We start from the raw sequence: 14,099 nt of genomic DNA, 5'->3' as shown, positions 1-14,099 counted from the left end.
TCACCCCTGAGAAATGTCACCCGACTGAGGTTCCTGGCGTCCATCGGTGCCGGCGGGGTGATTTTCATGACGCCGCTGATCTTTCATGCGATCGACTTCTCAGCCCGTGAAGTGGGAAGCGGCCTGGCCGTCTCTGCCCTGATCGGCACGGTGGTGCGCCTGCTGAGCGGTGCACTCCTGGATCGCGGCATCCGCTGCTCCTGGCCGGTGAGGGGCACAACCTTGTTGGCCATTGCCGCTGATCTGATCCTGCTGCAGGCTGACAACTACAGCAGCTACCTGCTCGGACAATTGCTGCTGGGCTGTGCGGCGGGTCTGTACTGGCCTGCCATCGAATTGGCCGTTCCCCTCAGTTGCGGCAACCTTCCCTCCGGGCGGGGCTACGCCCTGGTGCGCAGTGCCGATGCCCTCGGCATCGGCATCGGCACGCTGATCGGAACCGCTGCCGCCACCCTTGGAATCCTGCGGACGGTGTACATCGTTGAAGCGGTGTGCATGGGCGCTGTGTTGGTGCTGATCAGCCTTGTTCCTCTGCAGGACGGTCCGCCCTATCGCAACCTCAGCAGCAACAGCCCAGCGTCGGTTGGTCAACGGCCACGGCCAACAACCCGACTGCCTTGGTTGCTTCCCCTGCTGCCGGTGCTGCTGATCAGTGTGGTGGCCACAGGGATCCTGGCCCTTCAACAAAGTGCGCTTCCCCTCGATCTGGTGCGCGGCGGGCTGGTGCGACCGGCCCTGAGCGAAAGCCACAGCAGTGCCCTGATCGCCCTTCAGTTGACCTTGCTGGTGAGCGTGCAGTGGCCGGTGGGCCGTTGGCTGGCGGAGCGGAGCGTTGCCTTCGGCCTCGGCTTGAGCCTGGCGGGATTCAGTCTGGGCTGCAGCCTGATTGCTCTCTCCTCCCTGTTCGAGAACGGAACGATCCTGGTGCTGGCATCCCTGCTGCCAATGGCCTTCGCCCAGGCCGCGTTCCTGCCCACGGCAACAGAAGCCGTTATTGAAGAGACACCACCGGACCACCGGGGGTTGGCGATGGCACTGTTTTCCCAGTGCTTCGCCATCAGCGCCATCGTGGCCCCCCTGGCTGGAGGAGCCTTGCTCGACCTTCAAAACAACGGCCTGCTGCTCTGGCTGCTGATGGGTGGAGCCTGCCTGGTCGTGCTCCCCAGCCTGCGCAGTCTCAAGCCGCGCTACGGGGCGACGACAACCGCTGACGCTGGGGTTCTCCAGAACGAGCCAGCGGCGGTCGCCAGGGCTGACGGCTCTGTTGGTTCAGCGGAAACAAGGAGAATGACTCCGCATTGAAGGACCATGACGCAGACCCGATCAGGCCAGGCAGATCAGTCCCTTCAGAGCCAACGGCCTCAACTGATCGTGCACGCCGGTACGCATAAAACAGCCTCCACCTACATCCAGGAACGGCTGCACCGCAATCGCGAGCTTCTGAGCAGCCAAGGCATCAGCCTGCAGGACCCTCTCGAGTGCAAACCCAAACCAAAAAAACTGGCCGCTGAGCTATGCAAACGAAGGAGAAAACGCTGGAAAACGTTCTTCATGCAACAGCCAGAGGGCCAGCATTGTCTGCTCAGTGCCGAGCAATTCGCCGTGCCGCTCACTGATCCCCAATGCATCCGGGAACTTGAGGCTCTGGCGGATGCAGCGGGCTATGAGCTTCACATCGTGATTTTCATTCGCAGCCAGCTCGATTACATCAACTCGCGCTACATCTACTCACTGCGGCGTTTTTATCACCACCAAACCTTTGAGCAGTTTGTTGACGATGCCTTGCAGGGAAAACTTCAGAACGAGAAACCCAAGCGAGGCAAAATCAAACGCCGGCAGGATGTGTTTGATTTCTGGAACTACTTCCAGCCTTTGCTGAAAGCAAAGGCCAAGGGTTTGAACGTGAGTTTTCTGCCATTCCGCCAGGGAGGCGTTGATCCTTTTGAGCAGTTCATTCGCACCATCAACCTCTCAACAACACTGCACTGGAAATCTTGCCCCCAGAAGCACTACAACCGCAGCCCAGGGACCCGAGGCGTGTGGCTGGCACGGGTGCTCAGCCAACTCCTCAGGGAGAACGGCATTTCCCCCAAGAGCATTGGCAATTCCTCTCAAATCATCCTCAGCGAGGAGCGTCAACGACGCTGGAACGATCCATCCTTCTGGGGCTATTCACGCAAGCTCACTAAGAAGGTGACACGTCATTTCGAAGCCAACAACGACCGGTTTGCCCAGGCTGCTTGGAACTGCAGCTGGAACGATGCCTTCTCCACATCCAACCCAGCCACACAACGCAGGCGTACGGCCTATGCCCCTCCATCCATCGAAGCCGAAGTTCGAATGCATGCTGTTGCGCAACGCATGCTGAATCGCATCAAGCAACAACAAGCCGCTGGACATTTCTCACCGCTGAAACGACTGATCAGGATGATGTTGCGCCGATAAAACGTGGACCGGATCGTGATCAGACGTTGAACAGAAACTCCATCACATCGCCTTCATCCACCACATAGTCCTTTCCTTCACTGCGCAGCCAGCCTTTGTTTCGGGCTTCCGCCAGTGAGCCAGCTTCCAGCAGCTTCTCCCAACCGATGGTCTGAGCGCGGATGAAGCCTCGTTCGAAATCGGTATGGATCACACCGGCAGCCTGGGGAGCGGTCATCCCGGCTTTGAAGGTCCAGGCCCTTGTTTCCTTTTCACCGGTGGTGAAGTAAGTGCGCAGCCCGAGCAATCGATAGGTGGCCCGAATCAGGCTTTGCAGTCCACCTTCCGTTACCCCGAGACCTTCCAGATAGTCCGCGGTTTCCTCATCTCCCAGTTCCACCAGCTCCGCTTCCACCTGGGCAGAGATCCGCACCGTTTCGGCACCTTCCTTGGCGGCCAGTTCAACCACCTCACTGCAGAAGGCATTGCCCTCAGCCAGGTCGTCTTCACTCACATTGGTGGCGTAGATGATCGGCTTGGCGGTCAACAGCCCCAAGGGCTTGATCATCGCCGCTTCTTCATCGTTCAGATCGACGCTGCGAGCCGCACCACCGTTCTCGAGCACCGCCTGAATCCGTTCAAGAGCAGCGTCTTCCACCTGCGCTTCTTTGCTGGTGCGCATCTGCTTCTTAAGACGCTCCCGGCGCTTCTCAATCTGAGCCAGATCCGCCAGACCCAGCTCAAGATTGATCACCTCCGCATCCCGGGAGGGACCCACTGACCCTGAAACGTGGATGACGTCATCGTCCTCGAAGCAGCGGATCACGTGAACGATCGCGTCCACCTCACGGATGTTGGCGAGGAACTTGTTGCCCAGCCCTTCGCCCTGGCTGGCGCCTTTCACCAGACCAGCAATGTCGACAAACTCCATCCGGGTCGGAATGGTGTCCTGGCTTTTGCTCAATTCTGTGAGCCGATCCAGTCGCTCATCGGGCACCGCCACGGTGCCGACGTTGGGCTCGATCGTGCAGAACGGAAAATTGGCAGCCTGCGCCTGAGCGTTGGCGACCAACGCATTGAACAAGGTGGACTTGCCCACGTTGGGCAATCCGACAATTCCGGCTTTGAGCATCGGCGGAATCTACCGGCCAGCGGCGAGACTGTTGTGAAGTTTTGTGGGCCCATGCTGCAGTCCTTGCGCTCCTCTGCGTCCCCATCGCCTGAAGCAGAGCTGGCCTCAGTGGCAAAAGCACGATCCAGACGGCGCAAAACCGCAATGGTGGGAGTGCTGCTGCTGGCCTTGGGCGGGGGTGGGCTGCTGCTGCGTTTCGGTCCTTGGAGCAACCGTCAACGGGATCTGACGCCCTTCACCACCACAGCCGAACGCGGCGTGCTCTCTGGAGTGATCAGCGCCAGCGGGGAACTGCAGGCCCAGCAGAAGGTGAACGTGAGTCCGCGCCAGCCGGGTCTGCTGGCGGAGCTGATGGTGGATGAAGGGGATGTGGTGGAGAACGAGCAGGTGCTGGCGGTGATGGATCGCGGCGATCTCGATGATCGGCTTCAGGAGAAGCAGGCTCTGCTGCGTCAGGCCGACGCCAACTATCAGAACAAGAGGGAGGATTTCGAACGTCGCAGCCAGCTGTATGCCAGCGGCGCGCTCAGCGCTGACGACTTCAGCGATGCGCGCTTCGAGATGCTGGCCAGGCAGGCGGGTCTGGTGGCAGCCCGGGAACGAGTGGAGCAGCTGGAACAGGAGAGTCGAGAAAAGACGATCCGCGCCCCCTTCTCAGGAACGATCACAGCGCGCTACGCCGAACCGGGGTCGTTTGTGACCCCCACCACAGCCGCCTCGGCCACAGCCGGTGCCACCAGCGCCTCGATCGTTGAGCTCTCGCAAGGCTTGGAGGTGAGGGCCCGCGTTCCAGAAAGCGACATCGGCCGCATCCAGCCCGGCCAAACCGCCGAGATCAGAGTGGATGCCTATCCCGATGAGCGCTTCCAGGCAACGGTGAGTGAGGTGGCCCCCCGCGCCGCGAAAGAAAACAGCGTCACCTCCTTTGAAGTGAAGCTGAACTTCGTCAACCCGCAGAAGAAACTGAAGATCGGCATGACCGCCGACATCAATTTCCAGACCGGGCGCAGTGCGCCCGAAATCCTGGTGCCCACCGTGGCGATCACCCTTGAAGACGGCCAACAGGGTGTGTTGCTGGTGGATGAAAACCAGCAACCACGTTTTCAGCCGGTGGAACTGGGCAACAGCAGCGGCGACAAGACTGCGATCCTGAACGGTCTCGAATCAGGAACCCGCGTGTTCATCGATCTGCCCCCATGGGCCGATCGCCGCGATTGATCCACCCACACTTTCAACACCGTCATGCCCGAGGCCACCGCCAAGCCCCTTCTGCTGCTTGTGGATGGCCATTCCCTGGCATTCCGCAGCTTCTACGCCTTCAGCAAGGGGGGGGAAGGCGGTCTGGCCACCAAAGACGGCCGGCCCACCAGCGTGACCTACGGCTTTCTCAAAGCCCTGCTGGACAACAGCAAAACCCTGAAGCCTGAAGGCGTTGCCATCGCCTTCGACACAGCCGAGCCCACCTTCCGCCACAAGGCGGACGCCAACTACAAGGCCCACCGGGATGTGGCGCCTGAGGTGTTCTTCCAGGACCTCGAACAGCTGCAGCAGATCCTTAAAACGCACCTGCAGCTCCCCCTCTGCATGGCACCGGGCTATGAAGCCGACGATGTGCTGGGAACCCTGGCGAACCGAGCGGCCGACTCGGGATGGGGCGTGCGGATCCTTTCGGGAGACCGCGACCTGTTCCAGCTGGTGGATGACAGCCGCGACATCGCGGTGCTCTACATGGGCGGCGGGCCCTACGCCAAAAGCAGCGGCCCAACGCTGATCCGCGAAGAAGGGGTGCTCGGCAAGCTCGGCGTGATGCCCAACAAGGTGGTGGACCTCAAGGCTCTCACCGGGGACAGCTCCGACAACATCCCCGGCGTGCGTGGTGTTGGCCCCAAAACAGCCATCAACCTGCTGAAAGACAACAGCGATCTCGACGCGGTGTACGCCACCCTCAAAGAAGTGGAAGCCGAAGGCCCGAAAGCAAGCCGGGGTGCCATTAAAGGAGCTCTGAAAGGGAAGCTGCGCGCCGACCGCGACAACGCCTACCTGTCGCGCAAGCTGGCCGAGATTCTCGTCGATGTTCCCCTGCCCAAGGAACCCAGCCTGCCGCTGTCGTCGGTGGATGCTGATGGCCTGAGCAGTTGCCTGGAAGATCTCGAACTCAACAGCCTTCTGCGCCAGGTGGGGGGCTTTGTGGCGGCCTTTTCCAAAGGGGGCTACGGGGCCAATGCGGAGGCCGCTGCAGCCAAGACCCCCCGCCGCTCAGCCAGCTCGGAACAGCCAGCTGCCGAAGCCGCAACCGAACCGGTAACCAACGACGACGTGGGGCTGCCGGCCCTGAAGCCGCAGCTGATCCAGACAGAAACGGCACTGGATGCCCTGGTGCAAAGGCTGATGGCCTGCACCGACAGCAGCCTGCCTGTGGCCTTCGACACCGAGACCACCGACCTCAACCCGTTCCGCGCCGAACTGGTGGGCATCGGTATCTGCTGGGGAGAGGCCCTGGACGCACTCGCCTACATCCCGCTGGGCCACAAAGGCAGCGAAGACAGCAGCCCGGAGCAGCTGCCCTTGGAAACCGTGCTCACCGCCCTCGCCCCCTGGCTGGCCAGCAGCAACCACCCCAAGGCTCTACAGAACGCCAAATACGACCGCTTGATCCTGTTGCGGCATGGCGTTGCCCTGGAGGGCGTCGTGATCGACACACTGCTGGCCGATTACCTGCGGGATGCCGCGGCCAAACACGGTCTGGAGCTGATGGCCGAACGGGAATTCGGCTTCCAACCCACCGTCTTCACCGATCTGGTGGGCAAGAAGCAAACCTTCGCCGATGTGCCGCTGGAGCCCGCCAGCCTGTACTGCGGCATGGACGTGCACGTCACCCGCCGCCTCGCCCTGCTGCTGCGACGTCAGCTGGAAGCCATGGGTCCGCAGTTGCTGCCATTGCTGGAGCAGGTGGAGCAGCCGCTGGAACCGGTGCTGGCCCGGATGGAATCCACCGGCATCCGCATCGATGTGCCCTATCTCCAGGGCCTTTCCGAGGAGATGGGCTCCACCCTGCAGCAGCTGGAATCCGACGCCAAAGCAGCCGCTGGAGTGGACTTCAACCTGGCCTCACCCAAGCAGCTGGGGGAGTTGCTGTTCGAAACCCTTGGCCTAGATCGCAAGAAATCCCGGCGCACCAAAACCGGCTTCAGCACCGACGCCACCGTGCTGGAGAAACTCGGCAACGACCACCCGGTGGTGCCCCTGGTGCTGGAGCACCGGGTGCTCAGCAAGCTCAAAAGCACGTACATCGACGCCTTGCCGCATCTGGTGGAGGCGGAAACCGGGCGGGTCCACACCGATTTCAACCAGGCGGTGACGGCAACGGGACGGCTGAGCAGCAGCAACCCCAACCTGCAGAACATTCCGGTGCGCACCGAGTACAGCCGGCGGATCCGCAAGGCCTTTCTGCCGCAGGAGGGCTGGACCCTGCTCAGCGCTGATTACTCCCAGATCGAGCTGCGCATCCTCACCCACCTCTCGGGAGAAGAGGTGCTGCAGGAGGCCTACCGCAGCGGCGACGACGTGCACGCGCTGACCGCCAGGCTGCTGCTGGACCAAGACGAGGTCAGCCCGGACGAGCGTCGGCTCGGCAAAACGATCAACTTCGGTGTGATCTATGGCATGGGAGCCCAGCGGTTCGCCCGGGAAACCGGCGTGAGCCAGAGCGAAGCAAAGGAATTCCTGGCCAAGTACAAGCAGCGCTACCCGAAGGTCTTTGCCTTCCTCGAGCTGCAGGAGAGACTCGCCCTCAGCCGCGGTTACGTGGAAACCATCCTCGGCCGCCGGCGGCCGTTCCACTTCGATCGCAACGGCCTGGGGCGACAGCTGGGCAAGGACCCCCTGGAGATCGACCTGGATGTGGCTCGCCGCGGCGGCATGGAGGCGCAGCAACTGCGGGCGGCGGCCAATGCCCCGATTCAGGGATCAAGTGCCGACATCATCAAAGTGGCGATGGTGCAGCTGCAAGACGCCCTGCAGCGTCAGGGCCTACCGGCCCAGCTGCTGCTGCAGGTGCACGACGAACTGGTGCTCGAGGTGGCACCGGACGCCCTGGACGCCACCCGAGAGCTGGTGGTGCAGACCATGGAACAGGCCGTTGCGCTGAGTGTTCCCTTGGTGGTGGAGGCCGGCGTCGGCGCGAACTGGATGGAGGCGAAATAAACGCAGCCGAACAGGCCGTAGCCTCAGCCACAGCTTCTGAACGGCTGTGTCCCTGCGGCTTACCAACACCCTCACCCGCCGCACCGAGCCGTTCACACCCCTAACCCCAGGGAAGGCGAGCATCTATTGCTGCGGCGTGACGGTCTACGACCTCTGCCACCTGGGCCATGCCCGCAGCTACATCAACTGGGACGTGCTGCGCCGGTATCTGATCTGGCGCGGCCTCGAGGTGACCTTCGTTCAGAACTTCACCGACATCGACGACAAGATCCTCAAACGGGCCGGCGAGGAGAACTCCTCGATGACGGAGGTGAGCGAGCGAAACATTGCCTCGTTCCACCAGGACATGGACGCCCTGGGGATCCTGCGGCCCGACCGGATGCCCCGCGCCACCCAGTGCCTGGATGGCATCCGCGCGCTGATCGGCGAACTGGAAGCCAAGGGTGCGGCCTACAGCGCTGAGGGGGATGTGTATTTCGCGGTGATGAAGCATGCCGGTTACGGCAAGCTCAGCGGCCGCGATCTGAGCGAACAGCAGGACAACGCCGCCGGGCGTGTGGCCGATGCCGAAGAGGCCCGTAAGCAGCACCCCTTCGATTTCGCGCTCTGGAAAGGGGCCAAACCCGGAGAACCCAGCTTTCCCTCCCCCTGGGGGGAGGGACGCCCCGGCTGGCACATCGAATGCTCAGCAATGGTGCGGGCGGAACTCGGCGACACGATCGACATCCACCTGGGTGGAGCCGACCTGGTGTTCCCGCACCACGAAAACGAGATCGCCCAATCCGAAGCCGCCACCGGTCAAGACCTGGCCAGGGTCTGGATGCACAACGGCATGGTCAATGTGGGCGGACAGAAGATGAGCAAGTCGCTCGGCAACTTCACCACCATTCGTGCGCTGCTGGAAAGCGGTGTCTCGGCGATGACCCTGCGCCTGTTTGTGCTGCAGGCTCACTACCGCAAACCCCTTGATTTCACCGCCGAGGCCCTTGAGGCCGCAGCCACCGGCTGGAAGGGTCTGAATGCAGCACTGAGCCTTGGCGATCGCCACGGCGAAAGCCTCAGCTGGAGCACAGCCGCACCGCTTGCAAAGGGTGCCATGACGGCCGATGGAGGTCCAGCCGACACCGCTTTGGTGGAACTCGAGCAACGCTTCATAACCGCCATGGACGATGACCTGAACAGCTCGGGTGGACTGGCCGTGCTGTTCGATCTGGCGAAGCCCCTGCGGGCTCTCGCCAACAGGCTGGAACGGGGAGAAGACGCCGCACTGCCTGAGCCGGAGTTGGAGGGTCTGGAGGGGCGTTGGCAGCTGCTGCGACACCTGGCGGCGGTGCTGGGACTGCGCTCGGAAGCGGAAGCCGCCACCAGCCTCGACGACGGCGCCATTGATGCAGCCATCGCGGCGCGCAAGGCTGCGAAAGCAGCGAAGGATTACGCCGAGGCCGACCGGATCCGGGATGAGCTCGGCGCCCAAGGTGTAGAGCTGATCGACAAACCCGGCGGAGTGACGGAGTGGATCCGCAACTGATACCAGTAGGAGATATTCCTGAGTCGGTTGACGACTCAAACAAGATCTAGAAGGCACATGCCTGTGGGAAGTAGCCCTAAGAAAATCAAAAGCCAGCTAGATAAGATTCAGGAAAATCAACAAGCCGAGATCCCAGTCACCAACCACTCGACATACGCACAATCACAGTGCAAAAGAATCAAAAGCAACACTAGATGTGATCGCAACAGCCAATACTGAGAACGAAATAGAAAGCAGACCTCCACGAGAAGCAAGACAATATGCTTATCGAAGCAAGCAACACCATCATGCACACCTATTCCTCACAGCAAACACAAGCGATTCAAAATGCAATTACAGAATGCCGCCACATGGATTGACGGACCAGCACGCCAAATACGAGGGCGTGCGATAATCCAAAAAGCAATGGCAATGCCAAGAAAAACAATGAACGACAACATTCAATATCTATCTAAGAGACTCGCCGGCAATTGCATCTTTATTAACGACAAATATCAGTTACTGCTCATTGCTCCTCAAAAATGCGGATCCACATCGATCCTCAAGTCATTGTACGACCGTTTAGTCGAACCAAGCAGGAAATACGAAAACACATTTTCGCACGAATACACAAAAGAGTTATGCATACACAAACATCTAAAATCCACGCAAGACTGCTCTCCGACCAACCTCAAGCGGATTTTTGCAGATCAAAATTACCAAAAGATACTTGTTGCCCGAGACCCCATCGATAGGCTTTGCTCATCGATATGCTCAAAGTATCTTCTCGAAAGCACACATTTCTACCAACAAGAAATAAAGAAGAAACGAACAAACGACAACCCACTATCACAACCATACACAAACACAGATCACTTCCTCAGCGACTTCAATGAAATTGCAAACATTCTCCTGACCAAGGGAACTATTTTTGAAGACGAGAAAGCTTCTCATGCATCGCCGATCAGCGATATAGTGCCCAAAGAATTACTACCTTTCTTCGATAAAATTATTGATATAACCAAAAAAGAGGGGTGGGCAAGCCTTAAAGGAAGCATCAATCAACATTTAGGCAAGCATCCCGATCATCCCCAGATCGAAGGCTTTCCTCACGTAAATGAAAATCCTTTAAGTCAAAGCAGACGTTTCTTAAGCTCGCAAAATATAGCGATTGCATTCGGCAGATACAGTGAAGATTATCAAAATTTACCGCTTCTGAGCTCACATGCAGATGAGCACACACAAACCCCACCAAGCCCTCAAGAACTAAAATCACTGAACACCTTCATATCACTGGGCAATCGCGCGGTGGACTTATTTAACATCGGGAAGGACCTAATAAGCGAAGAAAAGGAAAGTATCAGAAAAAAGCACATGGCTAAATTAGAATCACTAAAAGATGCTCACATGGCTAAATTAGAATCACTAAAAGACACTCATAAGGCAAAATTAGAATCACTAAAAGATACTCATAAGGCAAAATTACATGCAGCGGTTAACAATAACGCAAACAAATTGAGTGAACTAAGGATTAAGAACAAACAACTCATTGCTCTAGAAGAGCTTTCTAGAAGAACTGCGGAGGAGCTGTTAGTGGAATCTCACGGACTCCAAGAACTGAATAGGAAATTAAAAGAAGAAATCCAAAATCATTCTTCCCATATGCCCCCCGAGAAAACATCAGACCTAGATTTAACAACACTCACACGTAGAGCAGAAAAAAGGATTAGAAATAAAAACTATAGATCTGCACAGGAATTGCTCAACGAAGCCTACTCAATGGACAAAAACAATCGCAGTATTCTTCTCAGATTATGGGCCGTTTCAAGTAAAAATCAAGTTGTTAGATTAATAATGCTATGGATAACACCATCAGCAAAGAATTCAAAAAACATAAATGAGGCGTGATCAAATGAACAATTCTAAATTCTCGCTTATTTTAAGCATCAATCACAATCATCAAAATTACAGAAGACTCATTGAGCAGGCTCAAGCTCAAGACTATTCAAATCTCGAGATTATTATTATAACCAATCGATTAAACACCAAGGATCAATATATTGTAGATTTCCTGGTATGCAAGGACGCTCTTAAACGTTCAAAACATTTATCATTTTTGAAGCGCGAGTCATTATCGTCTCTATGCAATGAGGGAATCTCGTATGCAAGTGGAAATTACGCCTGGTGCATTGATGAAGACATTGATTTAAATAACAAATCAACTATCACCAACATTGTAGAAAAACTTGCACAGTCGAAAGCACAAGCGATTTACCTAAGCAATGAAATAAACTCAAACAAGTTAGATAATTTGGGATTATCTTCTAAAACAGTTAATATCTCGCTTGACCATCCAGTCTCTTTGGTTAATCAAGATGATTGGCACAATCATCGCCGTCTCGTTATTAATCTTGAAAGCATAAAACTATTTAATCTTCATTTTCCTGAAGGATGGCAACACATTTATGGAAAACTACTGTCTCTACAGATTATAAGATTTCTTCCAAATATTTATTACTACCGCCAAGAGTTGGTCAAATTCAAAGCGAACAATTCATCACTAAACTCTAAGGAACTCACGGCTCACCATCTTTCACTTAATTATGGCTTAAGATACTCCGAACTGCTATTTGGAGCGTATTCAAATACATTCAAAATCATTCTGAAGAGAGAGATTAAAGACAGCAGGTTGATTTTTCAAAATGTAAATGAATCCCAGCTCAACAGCAAAATAAAAGATTATCTGAAATACTCACGACAGACTTGTTTGGTGCATTATATAAATAAGACCACCAAAAACAGCAAAGAATTATCGCATATGCTGTTAAGCGTCAAAGATTTAGAACCTGATATAAAGACTAAGCCGAGCGAAATGCTAAACGAGTTTTTTAAAAATTCCAGGATCAAGATTCACTGTGGAGCTCACAAGACAGCTACAACTTATATTCAAAATATTTTGCACGAAGCGCGTTACGATTTGGCTTTACAAAACACAATATATATACACTATGAGCAATTAAGAGAAGACTTTATAAAAGCCAAGCAAGAAGAAGGAATTACTGATACAGGAGAAAGGCTGGCTTTCGCTATTTGCAAACAATCTGCACTTTTATCGTTTAAACCACCAAGCGTAATAATTATTTCAGAAGAAAATTTAATACGACCAAACACTGAGATCTTTGCAAAGTGGAACTCAGAAGCTACTTATCAAAATGCATGCAACTACTCCTGTGCATGCATGAGAAACGGATATGATCTAAGCCATCTTCAGTATCTAGCCAAGATATTCCAAGGAGGACTTGAAATTATTTATACAGTAAGAAGCTATTTTGATTATCTCCTATCAAGACACTCTGAATTTCTTAAATGGCGTCCTTTCAAAGAATTTGATGGAGATTTTATAGATAAAAATGATCTTCAAAAATGCAACTGGGAATATTTAATTTCCGACCTCAAAAATATAAGCGGTCCTACATCAATAATTTCTTTTGAAAGTTACAAAAGTGATCCATTAAAATTAGCAAATTATTTAGCCGAATTTGATCTAAGTAGCTTCGAAAATAAAATCAAAAGTGGGCAAGCGATCAGTAGAAGCAGATCAAGCCAAGCCTTACTTGATGAACTTATCACCAAGAATCATATTGGATTCGATGGCAGCAAATTGAGAGATATATTTTCTGAGAGAATTGAAAATACAAGTCCTAATGAGGCGAAGTTTGAAAGCAAGTTATTCCCCGAAACGCTTTTATTCGACGTTAATATGAACTATAAAGCCATATACTCGACTAGAGACTTTCAATGTCCAGATAATAATTATCCTTCACTAAGTGACAAACAATTCTGCGAAAGCAATTTTTTAGAGACCTTGCCGCTCCCCGAAAGAGCACAATTATCTCTTTCCCGACAATCAAAAGAATTGAGATCATGCTTGGCTTCTATTAGCAACAAATCATTATTTCTGGACAGTCGATTTAGCTCGCGGCCAACAAAGCCCGGCATAAGCGCAATGATTAGGATTAAGAATGAAGAAGATACTATTTATGATGTTTTGAACTCGATAAAAAATTGCTTTGATGAAATTGTTGTAATTGACAATAATAGTTCTGACAACACTATTTCTGAAATAGGCAGGGCTGCAAAAGATTTGCCTCAATTAAAATCAAAGCTTAAGCTTCACCACTATAAATTTGACATCGCCAGATGTGGTATAGATAATTTCAAAGAAGATCAAAGTAGTCCAAATTCACTTGCAGCTTTTTATAATTACAGCCTAAAAAAATGTAGCTTTAGTAAAGTTTGCAAATGGGATGGCGACATGCTTCTACCAAGCTCAATGGAAAAATCTTTTCAGGATTTTATAAAACAAGTCTCAACAACTACTCCTTCTAGTGAAGACTCTACGATTTATGGTGTCATGAAAGGGCTCACAGTGTACAAAGGCATGAATAGTAAATTTTATTTGCGTCCATCAGTTTTTGAGAAAGAAGCCAGAATATTTGATAATACTCCGGGAGTTTTCTTTGTAAAAGAAATTCTTTGGGAACAGTTATTCTCACTTCATAGCATTGAGCGTGTAATATCAGAAAGGCTTACATTTGTGGAATTTAAAGATACGAGTGTCAATGAATTTGCTCACTGGTCTGTTGACGCCTCATTGGGTATGAGCCCTCGCAAAAGCAAAGAACTTCGTGACTTTAATATCATCAAAAAAATTACACAATCCCAAAAGAGTGACGAAATAGATAAAGCTCTTCAAGCGCATGGATTCCAAGAAATTGACTTTGACCTTTTTGATTTTCATAGCAGTCTCAACTCATGATAAAATAACCAAAT

General features: G+C 53.6%; 8 protein-coding genes. 7 read left to right on the top strand and 1 reads right to left on the bottom strand.

Annotated features, from left to right (window positions below; translation table 11 throughout):
* The first annotated feature begins 66 nt into the window (after positions 1 to 66).
* The gene (locus SynRS9902_RS04375) at positions 67 to 1,302 is read left to right on the top strand and encodes an MFS transporter (protein ID WP_370586323.1); all 1,236 of its coding nucleotides are present in this window, start codon (positions 67 to 69) and stop codon (positions 1,300 to 1,302) included.
* 6 nt (positions 1,303 to 1,308) lie between these two features.
* Complete coding sequence (locus SynRS9902_RS04370) at positions 1,309 to 2,445, top strand: hypothetical protein (RefSeq protein WP_186510108.1); 1,137 nt, start codon at positions 1,309 to 1,311, stop codon at positions 2,443 to 2,445.
* A gap of 19 nt (positions 2,446 to 2,464) precedes the next feature.
* Here SynRS9902_RS04370 and ychF read toward each other — a convergent pair whose 3' ends face one another.
* Positions 2,465 to 3,556: a redox-regulated ATPase YchF gene (ychF, locus tag SynRS9902_RS04365; RefSeq protein ID WP_186510107.1), complete on the bottom strand. Its 1,092-nt coding sequence runs from the start codon at positions 3,554 to 3,556 to the stop codon at positions 2,465 to 2,467.
* Between the two features lie 51 nt (positions 3,557 to 3,607).
* Between ychF and SynRS9902_RS04360 the strand changes: the two genes are divergently transcribed.
* The 5 genes from SynRS9902_RS04360 (at position 3,608) to SynRS9902_RS04340 (ending at position 14,085) form a co-directional block, all read left to right on the top strand.
* Positions 3,608 to 4,774 carry an efflux RND transporter periplasmic adaptor subunit gene (locus tag SynRS9902_RS04360; RefSeq protein ID WP_255446203.1) on the top strand — a complete coding sequence of 389 codons (1,167 nt, stop codon included), beginning with the start codon at positions 3,608 to 3,610 and terminating at the stop codon, positions 4,772 to 4,774.
* A gap of 24 nt (positions 4,775 to 4,798) precedes the next feature.
* Complete coding sequence (polA, locus tag SynRS9902_RS04355) at positions 4,799 to 7,759, top strand: DNA polymerase I (protein ID WP_186510106.1); 2,961 nt, start codon at positions 4,799 to 4,801, stop codon at positions 7,757 to 7,759.
* A gap of 46 nt (positions 7,760 to 7,805) precedes the next feature.
* Positions 7,806 to 9,287 carry a cysteine--tRNA ligase gene (gene cysS / locus SynRS9902_RS04350; protein WP_186510105.1) on the top strand — a complete coding sequence of 494 codons (1,482 nt, stop codon included), beginning with the start codon at positions 7,806 to 7,808 and terminating at the stop codon, positions 9,285 to 9,287.
* A 327-nt stretch (positions 9,288 to 9,614) separates the two neighbouring features.
* Positions 9,615 to 11,174: a sulfotransferase family 2 domain-containing protein gene (locus SynRS9902_RS04345; protein WP_186510104.1), complete on the top strand. Its 1,560-nt coding sequence runs from the start codon at positions 9,615 to 9,617 to the stop codon at positions 11,172 to 11,174.
* A complete protein-coding gene (locus SynRS9902_RS04340) occupies positions 11,164 to 14,085 on the top strand; it encodes a glycosyltransferase family 2 protein (protein WP_222929477.1) in 2,922 nt (973 codons plus the stop codon). Before SynRS9902_RS04345 ends, SynRS9902_RS04340 begins: the two co-directional genes overlap by 11 nt.
* The last annotated feature ends 14 nt before the right edge of the window (positions 14,086 to 14,099 follow it).

The sequence above is a fragment of the Synechococcus sp. RS9902 genome (assembly GCF_014279635.1).
Lineage (GTDB): Bacteria > Cyanobacteriota > Cyanobacteriia > PCC-6307 > Cyanobiaceae > Parasynechococcus.
Note: the sequence above shows the minus strand (reverse complement) of the source record. Positions and strands in the feature narration are given on the sequence as shown.